Source organism: Desulfoluna sp. CYM3A, from assembly GCF_056829965.1.
Map to the genome: position 1 here is coordinate 4,911,783 of NZ_CP186556.1, position 25,557 is coordinate 4,937,339.

27 protein-coding genes, 4 pseudogenes and 1 riboswitch are annotated in these 25,557 nt (G+C 60.9%); of the genes and pseudogenes, 25 read left to right on the plus strand and 6 right to left on the minus strand.

All coding sequences use genetic code 11. From position 1 onward, the window contains the following. Nucleotides 1–519: 519 nt before the first annotated feature. Nucleotides 520–1,185: an aminotransferase class I/II-fold pyridoxal phosphate-dependent enzyme gene (locus ACOYW1_RS24850; RefSeq protein WP_482420171.1), complete on the minus strand. Its 666-nt coding sequence runs from the start codon at nucleotides 1,183–1,185 to the stop codon at nucleotides 520–522. A gap of 1,020 nt (nucleotides 1,186–2,205) precedes the next feature. Between ACOYW1_RS24850 and ACOYW1_RS24855 the strand changes: the two genes are divergently transcribed. From ACOYW1_RS24855 to ACOYW1_RS24970, 24 genes and pseudogenes are all read left to right on the plus strand, one after another. Continuing rightward, nucleotides 2,206–3,831, plus strand: a complete 1,626-nt coding sequence (locus ACOYW1_RS24855) for a PfaD family polyunsaturated fatty acid/polyketide biosynthesis protein (RefSeq protein ID WP_482420172.1) — start codon at nucleotides 2,206–2,208, stop codon at nucleotides 3,829–3,831. Between the two features lie 632 nt (nucleotides 3,832–4,463). After that, nucleotides 4,464–5,408, plus strand: a complete 945-nt coding sequence (locus ACOYW1_RS24860) for a bile acid:sodium symporter family protein (protein ID WP_482420173.1) — start codon at nucleotides 4,464–4,466, stop codon at nucleotides 5,406–5,408. A 161-nt stretch (nucleotides 5,409–5,569) separates the two neighbouring features. Continuing rightward, nucleotides 5,570–5,760: riboswitch (cobalamin riboswitch) on the plus strand. Nucleotides 5,761–5,981: 221 nt separating this feature from the next. Further along, nucleotides 5,982–6,857 carry a TonB-dependent receptor gene (locus ACOYW1_RS24865; RefSeq protein ID WP_482420174.1) on the plus strand — a complete coding sequence of 292 codons (876 nt, stop codon included), beginning with the start codon at nucleotides 5,982–5,984 and terminating at the stop codon, nucleotides 6,855–6,857. 16 nt (nucleotides 6,858–6,873) lie between these two features. Further along, the gene (locus ACOYW1_RS24870; protein ID WP_482423817.1) at nucleotides 6,874–7,596 is read left to right on the plus strand and encodes a TonB-dependent receptor plug domain-containing protein; all 723 of its coding nucleotides are present in this window, start codon (nucleotides 6,874–6,876) and stop codon (nucleotides 7,594–7,596) included. Further along, nucleotides 7,490–7,783, plus strand: coding sequence for a hypothetical protein (locus tag ACOYW1_RS24875; RefSeq protein ID WP_482420175.1), 294 nt, complete (start codon nucleotides 7,490–7,492; stop codon nucleotides 7,781–7,783). Before ACOYW1_RS24870 ends, ACOYW1_RS24875 begins: the two co-directional genes overlap by 107 nt. After that, nucleotides 7,698–8,039 carry a hypothetical protein gene (locus ACOYW1_RS24880; RefSeq protein WP_482420176.1) on the plus strand — a complete coding sequence of 114 codons (342 nt, stop codon included), beginning with the start codon at nucleotides 7,698–7,700 and terminating at the stop codon, nucleotides 8,037–8,039. The genes ACOYW1_RS24875 and ACOYW1_RS24880 overlap by 86 nt, the downstream gene beginning before the upstream one ends. A 139-nt stretch (nucleotides 8,040–8,178) precedes the next feature. Beyond that, entirely contained in the window at nucleotides 8,179–8,559 is a 381-nt protein-coding gene (locus tag ACOYW1_RS24885) for an ABC transporter substrate-binding protein (RefSeq protein WP_482420177.1), read from the plus strand. Further along, complete coding sequence (locus ACOYW1_RS24890) at nucleotides 8,529–8,681, plus strand: hypothetical protein (protein ID WP_482420178.1); 153 nt, start codon at nucleotides 8,529–8,531, stop codon at nucleotides 8,679–8,681. The genes ACOYW1_RS24885 and ACOYW1_RS24890 overlap by 31 nt, the downstream gene beginning before the upstream one ends. After that, nucleotides 8,671–9,783 (plus strand): ABC transporter substrate-binding protein, encoded by a 1,113-nt coding sequence (locus tag ACOYW1_RS24895; RefSeq protein WP_482420179.1) that lies wholly within the window; start codon nucleotides 8,671–8,673, stop codon nucleotides 9,781–9,783. The genes ACOYW1_RS24890 and ACOYW1_RS24895 overlap by 11 nt, the downstream gene beginning before the upstream one ends. After that, the gene (locus ACOYW1_RS24900) at nucleotides 9,780–10,247 is read left to right on the plus strand and encodes a hypothetical protein (protein ID WP_482423885.1); all 468 of its coding nucleotides are present in this window, start codon (nucleotides 9,780–9,782) and stop codon (nucleotides 10,245–10,247) included. Before ACOYW1_RS24895 ends, ACOYW1_RS24900 begins: the two co-directional genes overlap by 4 nt. Then, a pseudogene (locus ACOYW1_RS24905) lies at nucleotides 10,148–10,360 on the plus strand (hypothetical protein); the annotation flags it as partial. The gene ACOYW1_RS24900 and the pseudogene ACOYW1_RS24905, both read left to right, overlap by 100 nt. 85 nt (nucleotides 10,361–10,445) lie before the next feature. Then, nucleotides 10,446–10,724, plus strand: coding sequence for an ABC transporter permease subunit (locus tag ACOYW1_RS24910; RefSeq protein ID WP_482423818.1), 279 nt, complete (start codon nucleotides 10,446–10,448; stop codon nucleotides 10,722–10,724). Between the two features lie 3 nt (nucleotides 10,725–10,727). After that, nucleotides 10,728–11,354 carry an ABC transporter permease gene (locus tag ACOYW1_RS24915; protein WP_482420180.1) on the plus strand — a complete coding sequence of 209 codons (627 nt, stop codon included), beginning with the start codon at nucleotides 10,728–10,730 and terminating at the stop codon, nucleotides 11,352–11,354. Further along, nucleotides 11,246–11,521, plus strand: a complete 276-nt coding sequence (locus tag ACOYW1_RS24920) for an ABC transporter permease subunit (protein WP_482420181.1) — start codon at nucleotides 11,246–11,248, stop codon at nucleotides 11,519–11,521. The genes ACOYW1_RS24915 and ACOYW1_RS24920 overlap by 109 nt, the downstream gene beginning before the upstream one ends. A gap of 12 nt (nucleotides 11,522–11,533) precedes the next feature. Beyond that, nucleotides 11,534–11,713 (plus strand): annotated as a pseudogene (locus ACOYW1_RS24925) (ATP-binding cassette domain-containing protein); the annotation flags it as partial. A gap of 14 nt (nucleotides 11,714–11,727) precedes the next feature. After that, nucleotides 11,728–12,114 carry a hypothetical protein gene (locus tag ACOYW1_RS24930; RefSeq protein WP_482423886.1) on the plus strand — a complete coding sequence of 129 codons (387 nt, stop codon included), beginning with the start codon at nucleotides 11,728–11,730 and terminating at the stop codon, nucleotides 12,112–12,114. Continuing rightward, the gene (locus ACOYW1_RS24935; RefSeq protein WP_482420182.1) at nucleotides 12,111–12,398 is read left to right on the plus strand and encodes an ABC transporter ATP-binding protein; all 288 of its coding nucleotides are present in this window, start codon (nucleotides 12,111–12,113) and stop codon (nucleotides 12,396–12,398) included. Before ACOYW1_RS24930 ends, ACOYW1_RS24935 begins: the two co-directional genes overlap by 4 nt. Before the next feature lie 132 nt (nucleotides 12,399–12,530). Then, the gene (locus ACOYW1_RS24940) at nucleotides 12,531–13,133 is read left to right on the plus strand and encodes an ATP-binding cassette domain-containing protein (protein ID WP_482423819.1); all 603 of its coding nucleotides are present in this window, start codon (nucleotides 12,531–12,533) and stop codon (nucleotides 13,131–13,133) included. Between the two features lie 331 nt (nucleotides 13,134–13,464). Next, nucleotides 13,465–14,127: a hypothetical protein gene (locus ACOYW1_RS24945; RefSeq protein WP_482420183.1), complete on the plus strand. Its 663-nt coding sequence runs from the start codon at nucleotides 13,465–13,467 to the stop codon at nucleotides 14,125–14,127. Beyond that, on the plus strand, nucleotides 14,078–14,908 hold the full coding sequence (locus tag ACOYW1_RS24950; RefSeq protein ID WP_482420184.1) for a cobaltochelatase subunit CobN: 831 nt from the start codon (nucleotides 14,078–14,080) through the stop codon (nucleotides 14,906–14,908). Before ACOYW1_RS24945 ends, ACOYW1_RS24950 begins: the two co-directional genes overlap by 50 nt. Next, nucleotides 14,865–15,158: pseudogene (locus ACOYW1_RS24955) on the plus strand (cobaltochelatase subunit CobN); the annotation flags it as partial. The gene ACOYW1_RS24950 and the pseudogene ACOYW1_RS24955, both read left to right, overlap by 44 nt. An 82-nt stretch (nucleotides 15,159–15,240) precedes the next feature. Further along, nucleotides 15,241–17,235 (plus strand): annotated as a pseudogene (locus ACOYW1_RS24960) (cobaltochelatase subunit CobN); the annotation flags it as partial. Further along, nucleotides 17,232–19,202, plus strand: a complete 1,971-nt coding sequence (locus tag ACOYW1_RS24965) for a putative cobaltochelatase (protein WP_482420185.1) — start codon at nucleotides 17,232–17,234, stop codon at nucleotides 19,200–19,202. The pseudogene ACOYW1_RS24960 and the gene ACOYW1_RS24965, both read left to right, overlap by 4 nt. Nucleotides 19,203–19,536: 334 nt before the next feature. Beyond that, nucleotides 19,537–20,574, plus strand: a complete 1,038-nt coding sequence (locus ACOYW1_RS24970) for a magnesium chelatase ATPase subunit I (RefSeq protein ID WP_482420186.1) — start codon at nucleotides 19,537–19,539, stop codon at nucleotides 20,572–20,574. Between the two features lie 219 nt (nucleotides 20,575–20,793). Here ACOYW1_RS24970 and ACOYW1_RS24975 read toward each other — a convergent pair whose 3' ends face one another. The 5 genes from ACOYW1_RS24975 to ACOYW1_RS24995 form a co-directional block, all read right to left on the minus strand. Further along, a complete protein-coding gene (locus ACOYW1_RS24975) occupies nucleotides 20,794–21,558 on the minus strand; it encodes a GNAT family N-acetyltransferase (protein WP_482420187.1) in 765 nt (254 codons plus the stop codon). Between the two features lie 54 nt (nucleotides 21,559–21,612). After that, nucleotides 21,613–22,077, minus strand: coding sequence for a GNAT family N-acetyltransferase (locus ACOYW1_RS24980; protein WP_482420188.1), 465 nt, complete (start codon nucleotides 22,075–22,077; stop codon nucleotides 21,613–21,615). 238 nt (nucleotides 22,078–22,315) lie between these two features. Further along, nucleotides 22,316–23,524, minus strand: a complete 1,209-nt coding sequence (locus ACOYW1_RS24985; RefSeq protein ID WP_482420189.1) for a MerR family transcriptional regulator — start codon at nucleotides 23,522–23,524, stop codon at nucleotides 22,316–22,318. A 96-nt stretch (nucleotides 23,525–23,620) separates the two neighbouring features. Then, nucleotides 23,621–23,965, minus strand: a complete 345-nt coding sequence (locus tag ACOYW1_RS24990) for a TrmO family methyltransferase domain-containing protein (RefSeq protein ID WP_482423820.1) — start codon at nucleotides 23,963–23,965, stop codon at nucleotides 23,621–23,623. Between the two features lie 15 nt (nucleotides 23,966–23,980). Further along, nucleotides 23,981–24,115: a hypothetical protein gene (locus ACOYW1_RS24995; RefSeq protein WP_482420190.1), complete on the minus strand. Its 135-nt coding sequence runs from the start codon at nucleotides 24,113–24,115 to the stop codon at nucleotides 23,981–23,983. 314 nt (nucleotides 24,116–24,429) lie between these two features. Here ACOYW1_RS24995 and leuB point away from each other — a divergent pair, with 314 nt between their 5' ends. Beyond that, complete coding sequence (leuB, locus tag ACOYW1_RS25000) at nucleotides 24,430–25,512, plus strand: 3-isopropylmalate dehydrogenase (protein WP_482420191.1); 1,083 nt, start codon at nucleotides 24,430–24,432, stop codon at nucleotides 25,510–25,512. The last annotated feature ends 45 nt before the right edge of the window (nucleotides 25,513–25,557 follow it).

Sequence of the window (25,557 nt, forward strand, 5' to 3'; positions counted from 1 at the left end):
CAAGGCTCCGCCTTGCCGGTGTGAGGTATTGAGAAGGGACTCCAGCGTGGAGGCAGAGCCTCCATGCACCATTCCCAGGCGGAGCCTGGGAACGAAAGAAGATAGTTAAGTGCCCCACACCGCCTACCACGGGCGAAGCCCGTCAGCAAATGTGACGACCCTGAGGAATCCGCCTACGCCCGTGCCTGCGTGTCACCACTCAGCCAAGACGTAACCGGCCGACGGCACGACAAAGCGAAGGCCGAGAGCATTTGCGAACGCTTGGCCCATTGCCGCTGGAGACAGTCCGGTTAAACCGATAATGGACAAGCTATGATAGCGTATCCCGTACCTTCGATGGTTGAGAGCCTGTCCGCCTGAGCTACCGGCTTTTGTATCGGGCGAAGCCCGAGCCGAAGGCCCTTGCGCTTTGGCCCGAGGAACGAGGGACAAAGCGCAAGGGCTATATGCTTTCGAGGTGGCTCACCTCGCCGCCGGAGGCACGCTTTTTGAGCCGACGTTAACCACAGAAGGCCTTGTTTAAAGTTGTTCCAACGCTTTTTCCATGCGGTCCAGGGCCTCTTCAAGGAGGGCACGGGTGCAGGCAAAGTTGAGACGAAGCCAGCCAGGGGCGTCGAAGTAGGCGCCGTCTGAGAGGCCCACGCCGTTCTCTTCGAAAAAGGTGGCAGGGTTATCCACGCCCAGGTCCCGGGCATCCATCCAGATCAGGTAGGTGGCCTCCGGCAGGAGGGGGGTGAGACCTTTCATGGCGGCAAGGCGTTCAAAGGCGTAGTCCCGATTGGCCCGGAGGTACGACAAGACCTCTTTCAGCCAGGGGCCGCCGTGGATATAGGCGGCAGTGGCCCCTTCGTATCCCATGAGGTTCACGTGGGGGACGATGCCCTCCATGGCGGCCTTGAAGCGGGTGCGAAGTTTCTCATCAGAGATGATGGCCATGGAGCAGCCGAGGCCCGGGATGTTGAAGGTCTTGCTGGGGGCCATGAGGGTAATGGTGCGTGCGGCGGCTTTTTCCGAGAGGGAGGCCGTGGGGATATGCGCGGCCTTTTCGTCCAGCACCAGGTCGGCATGGATCTCGTCGGAGCAGATGAGAATATCCCGTCCCTCGCAAAAATCAACGATACCGGCGAGTTCGTCCTGTGTAAGCAGGGTACCGCCGGGGTTATACGGGGTGCGAAAGGCCGCCAAAGTACATTCTCCGGGGTCACCTGGGCTTCGAGCACCTCACGGTTGATCACGAGCCGGCCGTCCTCCACGGGCAGGTGGACCTTCACCATCTGCCGCCGGGCGTTTTTGGCTGCAGACAAAAACGGCGGATAGGCGGGGGTGGGCACGGCGATGTCTTCTGTCTCCCCCACCAGCCGGGCGGCCACGTTGAACCCGGTGACCACGCCGGGTATAAAAAGAATCCACTCACGCTCCACGCGCCAGTCAAAGTGCCGCGCAATATGCCCCTGCACCGCCTCGTACAGGGCATCGGAGGGAAGGGTATACCCGTACACCGGATGGCCAGCCCGTCTTGTGAGCGCCGTGGTCACGGCCTCGGGTGCTGCAAAATCCATATCCGCCACCCACAGGGGCAACACATCCTCTTTAAACCAATCCCACTTAAGGCTTGATGTCCCTTTGCGGTCAATGGGCCTATCAAAATGCATGACAACTCCTTCATCTCTGGTCACAGGCAGGTGCCCTTTCGTTACCCAAAGAACATACCCGCCACAAACCAAAGGCACCAGAAAAAACGCTCACCATTCAGCTCAAAAGAGCCTCCGGCGGCCCTGCCGGGGGCCAAACTTCATGGGAGTCGGGATACGCGGACAGCGGCAATTTACGAAAGGTCTTTGTCAGGGAAACGGGGTTGCTGCCAGGGCAATACCGTTAGAAAATTCCATGTCTACCGGTAAAGCGAGGGGCATCAAACAAGCATCACAGGCCACACAACCCGACACGATTTTCGCAACACCCCAATCGTTCCCCGAACAGGAATCCTTGACAGCCAGACCATTTAGCATGTAAATCCTTCCGAAAACCGAACCGACACACGATATGATCAGCTCCCCCTGAACACCAAGATTCAGGAAACCCCACGCCCAAGGAAGTGACAATCGCCCCTGATGCGAGGCCGGAGCCTGAATACATAACCAGCACCCGAGGTTCCATCGCCCCATGATGGCCCTCTCACTGCACGAACCCAAGTGGAAAAACCCGATGTTCGAATCCGTACCCTCCTGGTGGCGCGCCACCTCCCCCGACGACTCTGCCGTGGATGTCCGAAAGGCCCTTGAAACCATCGACAGCCCCTTCTTCCTTGTAGACAAGGGAAACGGGCCCGAGGCCCACACCTCCGGAGAGATCCGCCTGGGGTGCGACAAACCCGGTGACCAGTGGCACCCCGCCCTGGCCACGGTCCGCGCCCTGCCCATCTCTGCCCTTGGGTCCGAACTTTTGTCGAGCGCGCTGCGCTTTCCCTATATCATGGGGGCCATGGCCAACGGCATCACCAGTGAGGCCATGGTGGAGGCTGCCGGGAAAAACGGCATGCTGGGATTTTTCGGATCCGGCGGCTGCACCCTCCCCCGCATCAAGGAGGCCATCGCCCGCCTGAAACAAGCGGCTGCGGCTCAGCCGTTTCCCTTTGGGTTCAACTTTCTCCACCACCACGGCGCCCCGGAGGCGGAGATGGCCCTGTGCGAGCTCTACCTCTCCGAAGGGATCCGCTGCGTCAGCGCCGCGGCCTTTCTCACCATGACCATGGCCCTTGTGCGTTACCGGGTCACCGGCATCTACTTAGACGACGACGGACGGGTGATCACGCCCAACAAGATCATTGCCAAACTCTCCCGGGAAGAGCTCGCTGAAAAATTCATGAGCCCGCCCCCTGCGGAGATCCTCAAAAAGCTCCACGCCAGGGGACTCATCACTGACACCGAGCTGGCCCTGGCCCCCCGCATCCCCATGGCCGACGACATCACGGCCGAGGCCGACTCCGGGGGCCACACGGACAACCGCCCTGCCCTGGCCCTGCTTCCTGCCATCCAGGCCGTGCGGGACCGCCTCATGGAGACCCACGGGTACCCTGAAAAAATCGGCGTGGGCCTGGCCGGGGGCATTGCCGCGCCCGTGTCTGCCACCGCCGCCTACGCCATGGGCGCCGACTACGTCCTCACCGGCACCATCAACCAGGCCTGCGTGGAGGCGGGAACAGCAGAACCGGTCAAGGCCGCCCTGGCCCAGGCCCGCCAGGCCGACGTCACCATGGCGCCTGCCGCTGACATGTTCGAGATGGGAGGCAAGGTCCAGGTGCTCAAGCGGGGCACCATGTTCGCCATGCGCGCGGCCAAGCTCTTTGCCCTCTACAAGGAGCACCCGAGCATCGAGGCCCTGCCCGAGTCCGATCGTATGTTTGTGGAGAAAAAAATCCTGGGCAAGCCCCTGGAGCAGGTGTGGCTGGAGACCAAGGCCTTTTTTGAAGAGCGGGACCCCTCCCAGCTGGCCAAGGCCCAGTCCGACCCCAAGCACCGCATGGCCCTGATCTTCCGAAGCTACCTCGGCCAGGCCTCACTATGGGCCATCCGGGGCATCCCGGAGCGCTCCGGGGACTACCAGATCTGGTGTGGGCCCGCCATCGGCGCCTTCAACGCCTGGACCAAGGACACGCCCCTGGCCTCCCCCGACAACCGGGACGTCACCACCGTGGCCTTCAACCTCCTGGTGGGCGCCTCCGTGGAAGCCCGATCCCGCATCCTGGCCAGCCAGTACCCCAGCCTTGCCGGGATCCGGTTCCTCCCCAAAACCCGGGAAGCCCTTGTCCGGTGCTCTGTGGAAATCCGCTGAGCACGTGTTTAAAAAAGCCTCCGGCGGCCAGGTGGGGGCACCTGGAAACCTGATGGCGAATGCTTGAAGGCAGACATGATGCCAAACGTTTTCGGAGCATTCGCGTGGGGTGTGGCAAGTGGCAACCGTTTATGCAGGAGAGGCCCTCTTCATTCTTCTGAAAACACGATTTGCTTGGCTATGGCCACAGATATGGTACCGTTCGTTCCCAGGCTCCGCCTGGGAATGAGGCACGGAGGCTCAGCCTCCACGCTTGAAATCATTTCATTCCGGAATCTTAGCCCATTGCACCGCCATGCGTCGCCCCTACAAGGCAAAGCGTGCCGCAACCGCCCCTTTGGCTGCTTCTTCAGCAATAAGTGCATTTGCCCTTGATTCCACGACTTGCCTTCCCTTTCCCACCCACCCTATAGACATCCCATGCCCCGTCCACGCATCACAGCAAGGCATGACACCCCAGCCCTCTGGAATTCTTGTTTACTTGACGTCTCAAACCGGTCTACAAACCCAAGTGCCCTTTGCCCATCATCTGGCCCAAAGGCACAGGTCACGATTCACTTCCACCCCATCGCTTCTGTCAGCGCCCCGGGTCGTGACAAAGCCCCAACTTTTTTATCAGGAGTACACGTGTCATGCTTAAGTGGATCGAACGATTTAACCGACTCTTTGTGGTCTGGGCCGTTCTCATCTGTGTGGTGGCAGCCCGGTTTCCCCAGCACTTTGCCCAGCTCAAGCCCCTCATCGTCCCCCTGCTCATGGTGGTGATGTTCGGCATGGGTGCCACCCTGCGCGCCCGGGACTTCAAAGAGCCCCTCAAGCGCCCCCACGTGATCCTTCTGGGCGTCTCCATCCAGTACCTCATCATGCCTTTGGCCGCCTTTCTCATCTCCAGAGCCCTGGGCCTGTCCCCCGAGCTCATGGTGGGCATGGTCCTGGTGGGAAGCGTCTCCGGGGGCACGGCCTCCAATGTGGTGGCCTTCCTGGCCGGTGGAGACGTGGCCCTTTCCATCGTCATGACCGCAGCCTCCACCTTCCTGGCCGTTTTCCTTACCCCCCTGCTCACCCAGCTCTATGTGGGAGCCACCGTGCCCGTGGCCATGCTCCCCATGTTCCTGAGCATCCTCAAAATCGTCGTGGTTCCCGTGGCCGCAGGCATCCTCGTCAACACCCTCTTTCAGGAGCACCTGGAAAAAATCCAGCCGGTCTTTCCCCTCATCTCGGTGGTGACCATCGTGGGGCTCATCGGCATCATCATCGGCCTCAACCAGCCCAGGCTCTCCACCCTGGCCCTTCCCCTGACCCTGGCCATCATCCTCCACAACGGATGCGGCCTGGCAGCGGGCTACGGCCTTCCCAAGCTCCTGGGGCTCGATGAAAAAACATGCAGAACCATCGCCATCGAAGCAGGCATGCAGAACTCCGGCCTTGCCGTGGCCCTCTCCATCAAGTACTTCACCGCGGCCTCGGCCCTTCCCGGCGCCATCTTCAGCCTCTGGCACAACCTGTCGGGATCTTTCCTGGCCACCGTCTGGACCACCCTGGACGCCCGAAAAGAAAAAAAAGAGGCCCCGTGCTGACAACGGACTGAGTCGCTCTAACTGTTCATTTATATCTATCGTTGTGAAGATATATGTTAAGCAAAATGCTTCGGTGGGGATAATTCTTTAAAAATTCTCTCATAAATGAAAAATCATGGTTGACATTCTCCTCATGTCAGCTATTTTAGGAACTTCGCAAACAAGATACACACCATTCAGGTGCCTGTAAAAAGGCCAAAAGGGAACCCTGTGAGAATCAGGGACGGGCCCGCCGCTGTGATCGGAGACGAACGCTGCATACATGTCACTGGCATGTTTCATGCCGGGAAGACGCGGGTTAGACTCAGGATGACCCGAGAGTCAGAATACCTGCCTGAATGCCATATGGCGCCTTTCTCCGTGGACAAGGGAAAGGTGCACCGATAATCTGTGGAAGAAATCAGGGAATCCCAGATCATTTTTATTCATTATGATCCGGGATTTTTTTGTCCCGGCACGACGCGACGGCTTTTGCCTGAAACAGGTCGACGTGGTGTGTAGGGCGACTGTTCTGAAGCAGCCCACGATGCCACGCCCCCTTTTTTCCAGGCAACACCGGCCAATGGAGAAAAGATGAAGCGTACTTTTCTAGCCCCTCTCCTGGCTGCCGCCCTGCTTCTTCCTGCGGGAAGTTTTGCAGACGACACAGCCACTTCCAACCTTCATGAAGTGGTGGTCACCGCAACACGAAACGCCAAGTCTCCGGATGAAGTCACCGCCGATGTGGAAATTGTCTCAAAAGAAGAGATCAAAACAGCACCGGCAAACAACGTGGATGACATTTTAAGGCGCCTTCCCGGTGTAGATATCAGGCGTCCCTCGGACTTCGGTATCACCTCCCCCATGGCCATCAACATCCGGGGCGTCGGCAGCGGCAAACGCGTCCTCCTCATCGTGGATGGTGTCCCCACAAACTCGGCCCTCACGGGCTTTATCTACCCCAACCAGATCCAGACCGGTGCTATCGAACGGGTGGAAGTGGTCAAAGGAGCCTTCTCCTCCCTGTACGGCAGCAACGCCATGGGCGGGGTCATCAACATCATCACCAAAGAGAAACAAACCGATGGGGTGGAGGTCACCCCCAGGGTCAAGGCGGGAAACTTCGGCCTCCGAGAAGCCGGTGTCGAGGCATCGGGCCGCAAGGGCAAGCTGGCCTACACCCTCAACACCAGCCACCGCCAGGTCGACAACCTCTACCAGCGGGACCAGCAGGTCAGTTACTCCTACAACAACACCACCGACACATTTGACCGAAAATTCACCGACATCAGCGACCACTCCGCCTACGACGACCAGCGATTCTTCGGCAAGTTCTGTTACGACCTTTCCGACGAGACCCGCCCTTCCTTCAGCGGTAACCTGGCCTTGACCGAATCGGAAAACGGGTACACCCATTACCAACCCACACGAACGGGAAAAAGAGACCGAACGGACTTTTTATTTCCTTAATGCCAATGCCAGCACCCTGGCGGACCGGGTGGACCTGGACTTTCGGGTGTACACCAACTATGACAAATCCGATGCCATTTCTGAGCTCATCTCCAAAAAGGCCGGCTCCTCAGGTGGCGGCGGAGGCATGGGAGGAATGGGCGGCGGCGCCTCTTCCTACTCTTTCGACTACGGAACCCGTGAGTACTGGGGCCGCGACACGGGCATCCAGATCAAAACTGGCATGGCCGCAGGGGACAATCACTACCTCACCGCCGGGGTGGACTCCAACTTCCTCAGCGGGGAATGGGAAAACAAAAAAGAAGACGGCGCCCTCGTCGGCACCAAGATGGATGAGTCCCTCTCCAACCAAGCGCTTTACCTCCAAAGCGAAAGCGACTTGTTCGATGCCTTCACCCTGACCCTCGGCATGCGCTACGATGCCAACTCCGAATCCGACAACGCCTTTTCTCCCAAAGTCGGGCTCCTCTACCGCGCCACCGACACCGTCAGCTTCCGGACCTCCGCGGGAAAAGCCTTCCGCGCTCCCAACCTCAACGAACTCTATACCCCTACCTGGATGATGATGCCCGGGGTGCCCTCAGTCCAACCCGAACCTGAAGCCCGAGACCATCTGGTCCTACGACCTCGGCGTGGACCTTCGCCTGGCCAAGCAATTCAATCTCTCTTTAACCGGCTTTTACTCCAAGGCCGAAGACCTCATCTCCTCCCCCATGAACCATGGGGTCATGCGGTATGAAAACCTGGATGAAGTCACCACCGACGGCTTTGAAGTATCAGCAGACGGCCAGCTCATGCCATGGCTAGGGGCTCTACGCCAACTACACCTACACCCACTCCGTGGACAAAGAGACCGGGCGCCTCACCAACATCCCCCTGCACCAGGCCAACGCCGGTCTCATGGCCACCCGGGCCCTCTCGCCTAAGGCACGGCTTACCACCTCCCTGGACCTTCGCTACAACAGCGAAATGACCTACATGGCCTACAAAAATATGATGAGCAAAGCGGCCATCACAGTAGACGACTGGGTGGTAGCAGACCTCGGTGTTCGCCTGGAGCTCTTCGACAAGCTGGGCATCCAGGCCGCCGTCACCAACCTCACCAACGAAGACTACGAGGTCCATGGCGCCAATCTGGGCCCCGAGCGAGCCTGGTGGGTGGCCGTAGACTACACATTCTAAAAAAACAATACGATCAAGCCAAAGGCCTCCGGCGGTTCCGCCGGAGGCAACGAAATCATGAGGGTCACTCAAACCAAAGGAGAATCCCCTTGATGAACCCCGAACGGCCTCCTGCATTGCCCTTTGCCTGCTGTGTGCGGTGAGCATCCCCCTGCACCGGGCCCAAGCCAACGGTTCCCACGAACTGGTGGTGGGCACCGGGTGGGACCCCACCCAGCCGGGGACTTCCCAGCCCCTGGGCATGTGGGAGCCCGCCGCGCTGATCTACGAAACCCTCGTCAACCTGGATGAAGCGAGCAGGCCCGTCCCCTGCCTTGCCACCTCCTGGACGGTCTCCAAGGATGCCAGGGTCTACACCTTTGCCCTCGGAAAGGGCATCCGATTCCACGACGGCACGCCCTTGACGCGGCCGCCGTCAAGGTCAACGCCAAGACCCTGGGCCGCACCAACTGGCAAGCGGTGTGGAGCGCCCTGGACCATGTGGAGGTGGTGGATCCCTTCACCGTCCGATTCCACCTGAAGCGCCCCCTGCCCCTCTTTTTCCTCCACATGGCCGGAAGCGGGTACGGCATCGTGGCCCCGTCCCCCGCCCGTCTGCGCAAAGCCCGCCCCGGCCACGGCAGGCCCTGCCATGGGAAATAAGGGCAAGGCCATGGGGCAAGCCAAGGCAAAGATGCCCCCGGCCATGGGGTCCAAAAAGGCCACCGGCTTTGCAGTGGCCCGGGCCATCGGCACCGGCCCCTACGCGTGGGATGAGTCCCACTACCGGCGCCTCCGGGAGTTCCGCGTCACGCGCAACCCGGACTTCAGGCAGGGACAGCCGGCGTTTACGGCCATCACCTGGAAGGTCATCCCCGACGCAGCGGCGCGAACCATCGCCCTGGAAGCAGGGGACATCCATCTCTCCGGCCACGCCCCCGGGGCCAGCTTCGGAGAGGAGAACCTTCGCCCTGACCACCCTTCTATCCACACAGCCCACGGCAGCAACTGGGGAACGCGCCTGGTGATGATCAACCACACCCGGCCCCCCTTTGATAACCCCAGGGTGAGACGGGCCCTGCGCCTTGCCATGGACACCGAGGCCATCAACACCGTGCTGGGCGGCCTTGCCACAGTCTGCCCGGGTCCCTTCGGCCCCGAGGCCCCCTTCCAGAATCCGGCCCTGGCCCTGCCCGCCATGGATCGCCGAGAGGCCATGCGCATCTTAGACGCCGAGGGCATCCGGGACACCGACGGCGACGGCATCCGAGAGTTTGCCAACGCCCTTCTGGCCGTCTCCTTTACCGTTTCCAAAAGCACCTCCCTGGCCGCCCTGGTCTGCGACGGCCTCACCAAGGTGGGTATTCAGGCAACGATCCGGCCCAAGGAGAGAGGATCTCTCTTTGAGGTCCTCGACCAGATGGACTTCGACATCGCCGTCCACCCCAACATTCCCTCCTTCTACCTGGGCATGACCGGGACCTTCCACAGCAAGGGGAGCTGGTCGGCCCATATAGACCTGCCCACCCTCGATGCCCTGCTGGAACAGCGGGACGCCGCCACGGACCTTGCCGCCTTCCGGGAGCTGGGCAACCGGGCCCAGGCCCTCATCGATGCACAGGATATCATCCTTTTTGCCGTCAACGAGGCCAAGGTGGCCGCCTTCAACAAGGGGCTTTCCGGCTTTTCCTTCCCGCCGGAAGAGTGGGTGGGCTCCCTCCAGGAGGTGTGGCACGCCCCGACAAGGAGTAAGCCGGCCCCATGATCCCTTTCCTTGCAAAACGGCTGGCCTCCATGGTGGCGGTGCTTTTCGGGGTGGTGACCTTCACCTTCATCCTCCATCCGCTGACCGACGGGGACCCGGCCACCATCATCGCTCTGGATCGCTACGGTTCCCAGCTCATCTACCCTGAGGTCATCGCCGAGATGGCCGAAGCCGGGAAGGCCTTCGCATGCCCATCCACCGGCAGTACGCCAACTGGCTCGGCCAGGTGGCCAGGGGGAATTCGGGCGCTCCCTGCGCACCGGGGTCCCCGTCATGGAGGAGATTTGCCAGCGGTTCCCCTTTACCCTGGAAGCTGGCGCTTCTCTCCCTTGGCCTCACCGCCCTCATCGCCCTGCCCTGCGGCATGGCCGCCGCCTGTTTTCAAGGGGGGTGGTTTGATCGGGGCACGCGGTCCCTGGCCGCCGTCAACGCCTCGGTGCCCAGTGTCTACCTTGCCTTTTTGATGATCTTGATCTTTTCCGTTCGCCTGAAATGGCTCCCCAGCTTCGGCAGCGGGAGCCTGCGGCATCTCATCATGCCCGTGGGGGTGCTGGCCGTCTCCCAGGTGGGCACCACCCTGAGGGTGGTCCGCGCCTCGGTCCTGGACCTGCTCTCCAGCCCCCACGTCCGGTACGCCATGCGTCACAGGCCTCTCCGGGCGCATCTTAGGGGCCCATGTCCTGAAAAATGCCCTGGTGCCCGTCATCACGTACCTCTCCCTGCAGTTTCTCATGCTCATCGAAGGCTCTATTCTCGTGGAGACGGTCTTTGCCTGGCCCGGCATCGGCAACCTTTTTCAGGAGGCCGTCATGGGCCGGGATTTTACCATGATCCAGGCCCTGGTCCTCTTCTCCGGGTGCCTCATCACCGTAACCCACTTCGTCACCGACCTGACCCACATGCTGGTTCACAAGCGCATGCAACCCGCGGAGGAGGCCTGATCCATGCACCCGACCCTCTCCACTGTCCTGAAAAAGGCCGGGCAATTCGGCCTCCACGGATGGATCCTGGCTGCCATCGCCGCTAGCCGCCACTCTGGCGCCTCTCCGGCCCCCCACCACCTCCTGGCCGTGGATGTGATCCACCGGCTCCAGCCCCCCTCCTGGTCCTACCCCCTGGGCACCGATGCCCTGGGGCGATGCCTGTTGAGCCGCCTCCTCTTCGGGGCCAGGGTCTCTTTGGGCGTGGGGCTGGGCATCCTGGCCATCTCCTTTGTGACAGGCACCTTTATCGGCGGCGTGGCGGGGTATGCCGGAGGCCTGACGGACAGCTTCCTCATGCGGATCACCGACCTCTTCATGGCCATGCCCTCCCTGGTGGTGACCATGGGCGGCCGGTTCCCTGGGCCCCGGCCCCGTGAACCTGATCTGGATTCTCTCCCTGGGCATGTGGCCCGGCTACGCCCGCATGATCCGGGGCAGGGCCAAATCCAGGCCAGGAACACCATATCGAGGTGGCCGTCATGGCCGGCCTGTCACGCCTTGATATCCTGGGCCACCACATTCTCCCATCCATTACCGGACCCCTGGTGGTCATGGCCACCCTGGGCATGGGGCGCACCCTGCTCATGACCTCGGCCCTGGGTTTTCTCGGCCTTGGCATCATCGACCCCACACCGGAATGGGGGGCCATGCTCAACAACGGCGCCGCCTGGATCCGAAGCGCGCCCCACCTGGCCCTGTTCCCCGGCCTAGCCATCTCCGTGACGGTGCTTGCCTTCAACGGGCTGGAAGCCTGAGGGCTCCAACCCATGACCCCCACCCTGTCGGTCCGCGATCTCACCGTGCACTTCGGAGATCCCGCAACCTGCCCCCCGGCCCTCCACCGGGCCTCCTTCGATATCGCTCCAGGGCAAAGCCTTGCCGTCATCGGGGAAAGCGGCTCGGGCAAAAGCACCCTGTGCAACACCCTCACCGGGCTCTTCACCCCGGCCCTGGGAGCTTTTTGTACCGGCATGCCCCGGCCACCGTTTCCGGCCAGGCCCTTTTTAAGGGGCACTGCCTGCTCCACCTCTCCGCAACAGAGCGTCAGGCCCTCCACGGTGCCGAAGTGGCCCTGCTTCCCCAGGGCATCGACGCCCTGAACCCCCTCATGACCGTGGGCAACCACATCATCGAAACCCTTGCGGCCCATGGCCGCCTCCCCCGGAGCCATGCCAGGACCCGGGCCCTGGAACTCCTGGAGCGCTTCCACCTCCCCGGGGCCAACCGCATCGCCCGCGCCTACCCCTACCAGCTCAGCGGTGGCATGGCCCTGACGGGCTCTCATGGCCGTGACCCTGGCCTGCGATCCCCGGCTCGTCCTGGCCGACGAGCCCACCCAGGGCCTTGAAAACCAGACCCTGGGACCGGCTCCTGGCCACCTTGGCCGTCTCCATCCAAGAAAATCAGAGCGCTCTGCTCCTGGTGACTCACGACCTGGAGGTGGCCGCCACCTGCGACCATGTGGCCGTTCTGGAACAAGGGCGCATCGTGGAACAGGGACCGGCCCGACAGCTCTTTGCAGCCCCGGCCCACCCTTACACCCAAAGGCTCCTTCAGGCAGGCACCCTCTGCCTGGATGACAACGAGACGCCCCTTGCCACGTCAGCCGCGGCACACAGGAGGACCCCATGACCACCCCAAACGCTCCGGGCATCTCGCCGTACGGCACCTCACCAAAGGCTACCGGACAACGGGCCTTTTCCCTGAAAAACAGCGGTACTGAACGGCCTCTGCTTTGACCTTCACCCCGGTGAGATCCTGGGCATCACCGGCCCCAGCGGCATGGGAAAGACAACCCTGGCCCGGATTCTTCTTCGCGTGACCCCGGCCGATTCCGGCCGGGTCCTCCTGGGCGGCACCGACATCCTCACCCTCAAAGGCAGGAAACTCGCCGCCTACCGGCAACGGGTCAAAGCCATCACCCAGCACCCGGAATCGGCCCTGAACCCAAAGTTCACCATCGCCGAAAGCCTCAACGAGGTGTTCCTGCCCCCTGGGAAAGGCGGCCCTTGCCAAGGCCACCCCAGAAAAGCTCAGCCACATGCTGGAGGAAGTGGGACTGCCCGCCGCCTGCCTGAAACGCTTGCCGAGGCAGCTTTCGGGGGGCGAGCTGCAACGGGTGGTCATCGCCCGGACCATGGCGACAAAACCGGCCCGACCGTCGCCGATGAGCCCACCTCCAACCTGGATATGATCACCCGCGCGCACATGGCGGGTCTCCTCAAAGCCCAATGCAAAAAACACGGCACCGGGATGCTCCTCATCTCCCACGACACCACCCTGATCGACGCCCTGTGCCACCGCGTCATCACCTTAAAGGCAGGCGTGGCCTCCGGCGACAAGGTGTGCCACTTTGAAAGCAGGTAGCAGATGTAATTTGCACTTAAAACGGCATTCATGTCACTATTTTCCACGACCTGTTTTCTAAATTTTTTAAACACTTAGCACCCACGGCGGGTCGCTTTTTTGAAAAAAAGCTCCGCAAAAAACGTTCCAAATACACCCGCCTTTGCGTTGACCGCCCTTCGGGGCGATCAACACAAAGGCGGGTGCAGGAATGACCAATTTCTTTCGGCGAAGACTGGGATGGCTTTCTTAAGACCTGTTTGTCAAACTTTTCAAAAGTTTGGCCCCCGGCAGGGCCGCCGGAGGCAAACTGGGGCTCAATAGTTACCCTAAATACAAAGAAAGAAATCCCATGGCATTTACCCTGACAATTGTTTCTGTTTCCGACAGCGGGTTCCGATACCTGGATGACGCCTTTGCGCGGCTTGCCCAAAACCCGGAGGCCGCTGCGGTGGTCGAGAAAAACCTGACCATCCACCGCCACCATGTGGGGGAGCTGCGGGATTATGGGGACACCCTCTCCGCCATGAAAGACGAGATGCGCCGGTCCCACATGATCCTCCTGGACCTCATGGGCGCGCCCCCGTCCGTGGTGGGAGCCTGTGAAGAGGTGGCGGCCGATTACGGCGGCGACCTGGTGGTATTGGGGGCGGGCACGGATTTTTTACGGAGCCGGATGAAGCTGGGCCGGTTCAGCATGGCGGCCCTTTCGCGGTTCATGCCCTCCGGCAAATCGGGCAAGGGGAAAAAAGAGCCCATGGACATGGAGAAGATGATGGGCCGCATGGAGAGCCTGGGCAAGGTGCTGCCCGTGGGCCCCTTAAAGGACATGCGCCACTGGGTCCTCCTGTCGAGATGCTTTGCCGGGCCGGAGAACCTGCTGAACATGCTCCTTCTCATCTGTCGCCATTACGGCGGAATCAAGGGCCTGCCCACACATGGTGACCTGGTGGACTACTCCCGGTATGTCCTCTTCTTCGCACCCCCGGCACCACCAGGGGTTCACGACCCTTGACGAACTCAAGGCAGCCTGGGGATGGGACCCCGGCCGCCAGACCGTGGGCGTCCTCTTCCACCACTTCGACTACCCCCATTACGCGTCGGGCGTCCTGTCGCGGATCATGGACAGGCTTCGGGAGACCTACAACGTGGTTCCCTTGGGCGTCTCCTCCGGCATGGAAAAATTCAGGCAAATCGAAGCCCTCATGGATGACGGCATGACCGTGGACCTGCTCTGGGATTTTCTCCCCTTTCGATTCGGGGCCGGGCCCATGGGAGGCGACCCCGAGGCGGGGCTTGCCATCTTTCGAGAACTGGGCGTCCCGGTGATGCACCCCTTTTTTCTGGGCAAACGAAAGAAAACCGAATGGAAAGAGAATGTCCGCGGCCTGAGCCCCATGGAACTGGTGATCCAGGTCATGCTGCCGGAGCTCGACGGGGTCATCGACACCGTGCCCGTGGCAGCCCTTGGGGACCACACCCCCGAAGGCGGTGCATCCGAATTGCACATCTTGGAGGGGCGCCTGGATAAGCTCATGGGCCGGGCCCGGGGCTACCTCAAGCTCCGTGAGCTTGCCAACGCCGAGAAAAAAATCGCCTTTATCCTCTACAACTACCCCCCTGGGGAGGGAAGCGTGGGGGGCGGCGCCTTCCTGGACACCTTCGCCTCCATGGAACACATCACAACAGCCCTTCACCATGCGGGCTACGGGGTGCAACCCCATCTCGGCAGACCGGCTGGAAACAACCTTCATGACCGAAGGGCTCTGCAACACGGCCCAATGGCACCTGCCTGACGCCGTGCCCATCCGCTGGCCCTCAGAGGCATACCTGCAAGGGGATGCCCTTCACCGGGAGCGCGTGGACGAGATCAGCCTCGCCTGGGGCCCGGCCCCCGGACAGGTGATGGCCGAAGCCCAGGATGTCATGATACCAGGCATCCTGGAGGGCAACCTCTTTGTGGGGCTCCAGCCAAGCCGAGGGGTCCACGAAGACCCGTCAAAGCAATACCACGACACGGCCCTTCCCCCCCACCACCAGTACCTGGCCTTTTACCGGTGGCTGGAGCACGAGTTCAAAGCCGATGCCGTGGTGCACGTGGGGACCATGACTCCGGGAATTCCTCCCGGGAAAAGAGAGCGCCATGTCCGACGCCTGCTTTCCCGACCACCTCATCGGCCGCATGCCCCACTTTTACCTGTACTACAGCGGCAACCCCGCCGAGGCCACCATCGCCAAGCGGCGCATCCACGGCTGCCTCATCAGCCATGCGGGGCCGCCCCTGAAGCCTTCGGGCCTTTACGGCGAGGCCACCGAGCTGGAAGGGGTGCTGAACGAACTGGCCGAATCCGAAGCCATTGCCCCGGAGCGACGCAGCAGGCTCGAGGAGAAGCTTTCCGACATGGCGAAAGCCATGAATCTCAACCTGGAAGGGGAGCCCACCCCGGATGCCATTGCCCACGAACTCATGCGCATGAAAACCATGCTCATGCCCGTGGGACTCCACACCGTGGGCAAACCCTTCACCACAGAGGCCGAAACCCTCTACCTGGCAGCCATGCTTAGCTGGGACAGGGGAGAGATCCCGGCCCTGGAGGCGGTTCTCCGCCGCCTCCCGGGCCTTGCCGCACCCGATGCGGCGCAAAAGGCCTGCGAATCCATCATCCGATCCTATTACATGGGGGACAAAGCCCTCTACCGGGAGCTGGCGGACCAGGCAGACCATGGGACCCAAGCCCTCCTGGACAGAGTGCTCAGCTACGGCACCCAATGCCTCCACAGGATCCGACAGACACAAGAGATAGACGCCCTGCTGGGGGCCCTTAACGGCTCCCGTGTGGAGGCCAAGCTGGGGGGAGACCTCATCCGCGACCCGGAAATCTTTCCCACGGGCCACAACCTCTTTCAGTTCGATCCCCGTCTCGTGCCTTCGGACGCGGCCATGGCAAGGGGCCAGAGCATTGCAGAGAGCACCCTTGCGCACTACCGGAAAGAACACGACGGAAAATGGCCGGACTCGGTCTCCGTGGTGCTCTGGGGCCTCGAAACCTCCCGCACCCGGGGCGAAACCCTCTGCCAGGTCCTGGCCTACCTGGGCGTTCGCATCACCTCTACCCGGGCGTCCATGGAAAAAACCTTTGAGATCATCCCGTCCGCCGAGCTGGGGCGTCCCCGCATCGACTGCATCACAACCATCTGCGGCTTTTTCCGGGACATGTACCCCACCCTGCTGGACCTGTTGGACAACGCCTTTGACACCGTGGCCTCCCTGAACGAACCCGACGAGGCAAACCATGTCCGAAAACACAGCCGGAAGCGGTTTGCGGCCCTGGTCAAAGACCACGGGGAGCAAGAGGCAAAAGAGCTATCCCGGGCCCGGATCTTCGGTCCGCCCCAGGGGGAGTACGGCACCGGCATCACCAGCATCATTGAGTCTGGCAACTGGCAGGACGAAACCGAAATCGCCGAGGCCTACCTCGCCTCCCAGAAACACATCTACACCCGAAACCGGCGGGGGGAAGCCAGGGCCGACCTCTTTCGCGAAGGGCTGAAAACCGTGGACCTGGTCTCCCAGGTGAGAAGCTCCGCCGACTACACCTTCACCGACCTGGACCACTACTACGAATTTTTCGGCGGGCTCTCCCGCTCGGTACAAGCTGTGCGGGGGGAAAAGCCGGACATGCTCATCACCGACAGCTCCGGCAGCCAACTCTTCACGGACAAAGCCTCCAAAGCCGTGGAGCTGGGGGTTCGCACCCGCCTGTTGAACCCGGAGTACATCGACAACATGCTGGCCCACAAGGTCCACGGAGCCCAGGAGATCAACGCCCGCATCGAAAACCTCGTGGGCCTCTCCGCCACCACGGGCACGGTGGATTCCTGGGTCTTCAGCCAGGTAAAGGAGACCTACGTGGACAACTTAGAGGTGTACGAAAAACTCCTTGAGAACAACCGATTCGCCGCCGCCCGCATCCTGGAACGCATGTTCGAAGCCTGGCAACGGGGCTATTGGGATGCCACCGACGAGGAGATCATGGACCTGCAGGAAAGGTACATGGAGCTGGAGGGAGACATCGAAGCGGCCACCGACCCCGGAGACGCCCCCATGGGGGGTGTCTCATGAGCCGCCTCTTCCCCTTTGCCGCCGTCACCGGCCAGGAGACCCTCAAACTGGCCCTTCTCCTCTGCGCCGTGAACCCGAAGATCGGCGGCGTGCTGATCCGCGGAGAAAAAGGCACGGCCAAATCCACCCTGGTGCGGGGCCTTGCCGAAGTCCTTCCCGACATCGAGGTGTTTCCGGGCTGCCCGTTCCACTGCGCCCCCAACGGCAGCCGGACCTGCCCCGTATGCGGCACACAGCACACACAGCCTCCGGTTCGCGTCCGAAGACGGGTGGTGACCCTTCCCTTGAATGCCACGGAAGACCGCCTCATCGGTGGGATGAACTTCAACCGGGCCGTCAGGGAAGGACAAACAGTCCTCCAGCCGGGCATTCTGGCAGCAGCCCACCGTGGCATCCTCTACGTGGATGAGGTAAACCTTTTGGACGACCACCTCGTGGACAGCATCCTGGGCGCCGCCTCTTCCGGAGAAAACCGTGTGGAACGGGAAGGGCTCTCCTTCTCCCATCCCTCTCGATTCCTCCTGGCGGGAACCATGAACCCGGAAGAAGGGGCCTTAAGGCCCCAGCTCCTCGACCGATTCGGGCTCTGCGTGGACGTCACCGCCGAGCAGGACCCCACCGTCCGCATGGAGCTCATGGTGCAGCGGGAGACCTTTGACCAACACCCGGAAGCGTTCCGAAACACCTGGAAACCCCAGACACGGGAACTCGCCCGGGCCATCGAAAAAGCCGTGGCCCTGCTCCCCCGGGTCACCCTGCCCACAACCCTAAGGCGAAAAGTGGCGGAGCAGGCCCGGAACGCCGGAGTGGCCGGGCACCGTGCCGATCTTGTCATGGAACAGGCAACACGGGCCCACGCAGCCCTCATGGGCCGAGAGATAGCCACGGATGAAGATCTCCAAACCGTTGCCCCCCTTGCCCTGAGCCACAGGGCCCGGGAGATGGCCCCACCTCCCCCCGAACCCTCCCCGTCAGACAAAAGCCAGAATACCGCAGATAATCAGGGCGAGGAAAACGCCTCCCAGTCGGAGCCCACATCGTCTAAAGGGAGCCAGCCTTCAGGCGACACGTCACCAAAAAACACCCCACCGACTCCGGAGAGGATAAGGCAGGACGACACCGTTTTTAAAACCGGCACCCCGTTTCGGGTGCGCGCCATTGAAACGGGCAAAGACCGTAAAGCCCGAAAGGGCTCGGGGCGAAGGTCCCGGACCCGAGTAGAAGGCAACCAGGGACGCTACATAAAAAGCTGCATGAACCGAGGAGGCCGGGACATTGCCCTGGATGCCACCTTGCGGGCCGCTGCCCCGTACCAGAGAATCCGAACGGCGCCCCAAGGTCAACGCCTCTGCATCCGCCCCGAAGACATCCGGGAAAAGATCCGGGAAAAAAAGACCGGGAACGTCCTTGTTTTTCTTGTGGACGCCAGCGGCTCCATGGGCGCCAGGGCCCGCATGACAGCGGCCAAGGGCGCCGTGCTCTCCCTGCTGCTGGACGCCTACCAAAAAAGAGACAAGGTGGCCATGATCTCCTTTCGAAGGTCGGGAGCCATCGTCAACCTGCCCCCCACCTCCTCCGTGGAGCTGGCCGCCCGCCTCTTAAACGACCTGCCCGTGGGAGGCCGCACCCCGCTCTCCGCAGGGCTCAGCGAAGCCGCGGCCATGGTCGCCTCCGTCACGCGGCGGGACCCGGGGGCCCGGCCCGTGATCATCATGATCACCGACGGCAAAAGCAACGTCTCCATTGGAGACGCCAAACCCGTGGACGAAGCCCTGACCTTTGCCACCCGCCTGGCCCAGGACACCCGCGTGAAAACCATCGTGGTGGACACCGAACAGGCCGGACGATTCCGCTTCGGACTGGCCCAAACCCTGGCAAACGCCGCAGGCGCCGATTGCTACCGCATCGACGACCTCAAAGCCGACGCCCTGGTGGGGCTGGTGAAAAAACGACACCCTGCAACATAAACGTAAAAAACAGCCTCCGGCTACCTGCCGGGGGTCAAACCTTTGAAAAGTTTGACAAACAGGCTTTACCCATTGTCATCGGGGTAACCAAAGAGTACCGAAAAAACTTCGGCCATACCCGACCCCAAGCCTGTCTTCATGGACCAATAATCCAACCATGAAGAACACGAAAACGTTTGAATAAACATCAATGCTGGCTACGGGCGAAGCCCGTCAGCGAATGGGGAGGGGTGAGGAACGAACCCCAGAGCATTCGCAAACCTGGGATGCAGGGGCTGTAGCCCCTGCCCACCGGGGGCACTTGACAACCAATGGACAGACATGAGGTTCCACGTTGAAACCATCAATATTTCCTTTTCCGGCCCTTGTGGGGCAAGAGCGCATGAAGCTTGCCCTGATTCTCAACATCATCAACCCCGGGCTTTCCGGCGTTCTTATTCGCGGAGAGAAAGGCACGGCCAAGTCCACGGCTGTCCGGGCCCTGGCCGACATCCTGCCTGCCATGGAAAAAGTTAAAGGATGCCCGTTTCAACTGGTGCCTTCCGAGATGGGAGAGATCTGCACGGAGTGCATGGTGGAAGAGTGCCCCGCTCAAGGGGCGGAGAAAAAAGACGCGCCGGAGGTGGAGAGTACCCCTGTGAAGGTCGTGGAGCTGCCCGTGGGCGACCCAGACCGGGTGGTGGGCACCATGGACTTAGAGCATGCCCTGAAAAAAGGAGAAAAACGCATGGAGCCCGGCCTGCTGGCATCGGCCCACCGGGGCATCCTCTATGTGGATGAGGTAAACCTGCTGGATGACCACGTGGTGGACGTCCTCCTCGATTCGGCGGCCATGGGCGTGAATGCCATCGAGCGGGAAGGTGTCTCGGTCTCCCACCCGGCCCGGTTCACCCTGGTGGGGACCATGAACCCCGAAGAGGGAGAACTCCGCCCCCAGCTCCTGGACCGCTTCGGCCTCTGCGTCACCATCGAAGGCAGCCGGGACCCCGAAGAACGGGTGCAGGTCATGGAGCGACGGGCCGCCTTTGACCAGGACCCGGAAGGATTTTGCAAGGGATGGGAAAAGGCCTCTGCTGATCTTTCCCTGCGCATATCAAAGGCCGTGGCCCTCTACCCCACCGTCACCGTGGAGCAGGCCTGCCTCTACGACATCGCCACCATCTGCCTCGATGTCGGGGTGGACGGACACCGGGGCGATATCATTATCCTCAAAACCGCCAAAACCCTTGCCGCCTATGACGGCCGCGACACCGTCACCCAAAAGGACATCGAAACCGCTGCCGAACTCGCCCTGCCCCACCGCGTACGCCGAAAGCCCCTGCAGGAGGTCACCCAAGACGTCAAAACACTGAGAAAAAAACAACCTGCGTAGACAGCGTAAATCAAAAGATGCCTCCGGCGGCAAGGTGTGCCACCTTGAAAGCAGGTTGCGGACTGCGCACTTGCCGTCCTCGGGTCAAATCACATCCGCCTTTAAAGTAAAAATTCACTCAAAAAGATTTTTTAAAGCCCGTTTGTTAAACTTTTTGCAAAGTTTACCCCCCGGCAGGGCCGCCGGAGGCATAAGCTGAATAGTTACCCTTAAGTTTACTTAATACTGGCAGTACACCCAGGACATCCGCTTGGGAAACAGGGCATCCACCAGGCGGGCGGTGCGGCCTGAGGCGGGGCATACGGCCGGATCCACGTAAATAAGATCCGGAAAGATATCGGGCCGGATGTGGCGGATCTCCTGCCAGGAGCGATGGCCCAGGCAGAGCAGGGCAAACAGATCGTCGGTCATGCTCATCATGGCATCGCAGTCCTCGCCTGTAGCCGGGCCGATGTGGTAAAGCTTGCCGTCCTGCCAGGCAAGGTCGATGCCGGAGTCGAACAGGTTGAGCCGCAGGGTGCCTGTGTAGCTGGGGAAAAGGCTTTCCGCCAGTCTACGCTCCAGGACCGGGGCCATGCGTTTCAGAAAGGCTTCTTTGTCCACCACCTTTACCTGCCAGGCGTAAGGAAGACTCTCCGGGGCGCCCATGGACCGGGCGATCTTTCCCAACGTGGATTCCCGGTGCAGGTTGAGGCGGACATAGGGTTTGTCCCTTTCCAGGGCTTTTCCCTTGCAAAACGAAAGAATCTCTTGTGCCGCGCCCTCGTCAACGCCTTCGCTGACTTCACTCACAATAAGGCCCTTGCCGAACCCGTTCAAGGCGATACGAAAGTAATGGGAAGCCTCGCCCTTGGGATCCGTCATCACCCAGAACTCCGAGCCGTACTCTGTTTTCAGGCTTTCGGAAAAAAGATACCGCCAGTTTGCTTCCGTCCGTTTCACGGCAATGGAATAAGCGCCCCGGTAGGCCTTATCTTTCTGCATCAAAAAAGGGATATCCTCCACCCCCGCCCCCGCCTGAAGTCAAAGCGGGGCTTTTCAAGCTTCCCCGGGAAGGACGGCCAGGTGCAGGTTGATATGGTTCTCCATCTCCACGGCGTAGTGAAACCCGAACCGATGGTAAAATCCGGGAATCCCCTGGATCACGGCAAGGTCGTATCCCTCATCCGCAAGGGCCTGGTTGAACTCTTTGTTCAACAGCCGCATCAATCCCTTGCCCCGGTGGGCTTCAAGGGTCCCCACGATGCCCATCTCCGCCACCTTCAGGGGCACCCCTTCCATCTCCCAGGCCCAGGGGATGAGGGCAAAGGCCGAGACAACCCGGCCGGTGGCCTTCTCCTCTGCAATAAACCAGTTCTCCTTTGTCATGCCCGGAAGGTGATGAAACATGGTCTCTGCCAGCACCCCCACCTCTTCCGGGTGAAAGACCTCCTGAAAAAGGTCGTGAAGGCGTTTTCCATCGTCCTTGGATTCTGCGCGGCGTATGCGATACTCAGTGTGCATGGTTCTGTCTCCATCATGGGTGTAAATTGCAAGGAAAAACGCGCCTCAGGCGGCGAGGTGATCCACCTCGAAAGCTGACTGCCCCTCATGCATCAAAAAATTTATTGTCCCTTGCCCTTGGTATTCAACACGGGCGAAGCCCGTCAGCGAATGAGATCGGCCTGAGGGACGAAGGCCGAGCACATTCGCGAACCTTGGGTGCAGGGGCTGTAGCCCCTGCCCGCCGGAGGCAAGGCTGTCACTTTTTCAAAAGCAGGCAAACATATCCGTATTCGTCGCCATGGGTTTCATCCAGGAGAATCTCGTCGGTCATCTCCCGGAGGGCGCGGCTCATGCCAAAGGTTTCGACGGTCTTTTTAACGGTGGCTTTCATGTCGCTGTAAAAATCCTGCCAGTCCCTGCGTGGAAGGATAAAGGTGTCCACGACCTCATAGCCCAGGCTTTCCGCCTGCTTTTTCCGTGTGTCGGGATCGGTCATCCGGGGGTATTCAATGCGCCAGTAGTCCTGGCAGGCTTTGGAAGGTTTGCGGGTAAGCCATACGGCGTCGCTCAGGAAGAGGTAGCCGCCGTCGCGGATAAGGGGGCGCCACAGAGAAAGGGCCTCCTCCACGCCAACAATGTAAGCACTACCCTCGGCCCACAGAAGGTCAAAGTGATTTTCCGGAAAATCGAGGCTGTGCATGCTCATGTTAAGGGGGGTGATCCGATCTTCCAATCCCCGGCGGGTCACCTCTCCTTGAAGACGATCCAAAAACGGCTGGTGGTTGTCCACGGCCGTGATATGTGCGCCGCACGCCGCGGCCAGGACAAGGGAAGCCGAGCCGGAGCCGCATCCGATATCGAGGATGGAACGGATTGCCTCCGGATGACAGATGCTGCCAAACGCCTTGAGGGTCGCCTCGGTGCTCCCCGGCCCCTGGCGCTTCATCTGTTCGAAGACGTGAAAAAAATGATTCACGTAGGTGGCGTTGTCGTGCATGTCCCGCGATACCCAGCGAATGTAGAGGGCCTCCTTTTCACTGAACCCCATCTTTCGCAACCAGGCCGCATGCGCATCTGCCGAGCGTTTTTCAAACTCTGCATGCCACTCACGGGCATCGGCTGGGGCCATCTCAGGCGGGGCATCTCCGGTGATCCGATGATAAAGGGAGCGAAGCAGGTCCCGGGCCACCGTCATCTCCACAAGCTCCTTTTCCAGGTGCACGAGCCGCTCCCGGATAAGCGCCATATCAGGGTCGCCGTCCATAAAATGTCGGCACTCGGCAAGGGAAAACCCCGCCTTCTGGAGCTGCTTCAGCATCACAAGCCGGTCCAGGGCACCCTGCGAGTAAAGCCGGTACCCGTTCACCGGATCCTTTTCAGGCACAACCAAACCGCCCCTCTCGTAATAGAGAAGCGTGGAGCGGGATATGCCGAGCTTTTTCGTGACATCGGAAACGGTGTACATGACCTTGTTCCTTTCATCTGTTCCGTCAACCCAACACTCTATCCGGCTCCACTCAGTAGCCTATAAACCTGTAGACAGGTCAAAGGTTTTTTCAGGTCATTCGCATGCCCCGAACATCTCTTCGAGCTGCCATGCGTCTTCATGCCACTGGGGCCAGTTTCGGAACCATTCCGGCACCACGGCCTCACGCACCCTGTCCGACACCGGGATATAGGGTTTCAGGTCGATGATGGGTGTGCCGTCGTGGGCATCGATCCAGGGAACCCGGATGATGCCCCGTTCCATGTCCACATGAAGGCAGGCACAGGTGGTCACGGCCATGGGGTTGGGCCGATACGGGGAGCGGCAGGCAAAAATACCGGCCTCAACACCCTCGGCATAGGGAAGCTCCGTCAGGAGACGCGCCCTGTCTTCCCTTGTGTCGTGGTCGTTCGCCCACAGAGAACCTGTACATGGCTAAAACCGATGAAGCTCTTTCAAGGCACGTCTGAAAGCCTTGCCCACCTGCAGGGTAAAGCCCCCTTCGGCCTCTTCATGCACCTGGCCCACGGGGCAAATGGAATAGGTCTCTTTCGTTGAATCGATCATCATGAACACTCCTTGGGTTCTGGGTTCATCAAATGAAGAGATGAATACACCAGAACCCAAGGGCCTTACTTTTCCGGGATTGCTTTCCGGTTTGCCCATCTTGCTATTCCTCTCGGGCAACGCACCGCATACAAATATTAGAATGACATACGCCTTGACAAACCCCACCGACTTAAACAATACTACAGCCCATACAGTATTGGTTAATACGGCATACGCCTACGATATAAGCCCGGTGCGGAGTCTCTCTCCCCAGGCCCGAACCCCGCCGAATCCAACCAACGAATTCGGCAAGACTCATTTTACATGGTGATGTGATGAAAAAGATTGCGGTTTTACCCGGTGATGGAATCGGCCCCGAAGTGATGGATGAAGCGGTGAAGGTCCTGGACGCGGCCCAGAAAAAATTCGGTTTTGAACTCGCCTACACCTGGGCGGACGTGGGCGGCGCGGGCATCGACAATCAGGGCAAGGCCCTGCCCGAGCCCACGGTCACGGTCTGTGAGGAGAGCGATGCCATCCTCTTCGGCTCCGTGGGCGGTCCCAAGTGGGAGCACCTGCCCCCGGCCGAGCAGCCCGAGCGCGGCGCCCTGCTGCCCTTGAGGAAACACTTCAAGCTCCACTGCAACCTGCGCCCTGCCAAGGTCTTCAAGACCCTGGTGGACGCCTGCCCCCTGCGGCCCGACATCGCCAAAGACGGCTTTGATATCCTCTGCGTCCGCGAACTCACCGGTGGCATCTATTTTGGCGAACCCAAAGGCCGCCACGGCGAAGGCGCCGACGAGACCGCCTTCGACACCATGATCTACACCCGTGCCGAGATCGAGCGCATCGCCAGAAACGCCTTTGACGCCGCCATGAAGCGCAGCAAAAAAGTCACCAGCGTGGACAAGGCCAACGTCCTGACCACCATGGTGCTCTGGCGTGAAGTGGTCAACGAAGTGGCCAAGGAGTACCCCGAGGTAACCCTGGACCACATCTACATCGACAACGCCACCATGCAGCTGGTCAAAGACCCTCACCAGTTTGACGTCCTCGTCTGCTCCAACATGTTCGGGGACATCATCTCCGACGAGTGCGCCATGCTCACCGGCTCCATGGGCCTTTTGGCCTCGGCCAGCTTAAACGCCGACGGCTTCGGCCTCTACGAGCCCGCAGGCGGCTCCGCCCCCGACATCGCAGGCCAGGGCGTGGCCAACCCCATCGCCCAGATCCTCTCCGCCACCATGATGCTGCGCTACAGCCTGGACCTCGGTGAAGCGGCCGATGCCATCGAAGCGGCCATCTCCAACGTCCTCGAAGCCGGCACCCACACCGCGGACATCGCCCGCGAAAACAGCACCGTGGTGGGCACCGCCGCCATGGGTGACGCCATCGTGGCCGAATTGGCAAAAATGTAAAACCGTGCCTCCGGCGGGCAGGGGATAATCCCCTGCACCCCAGGA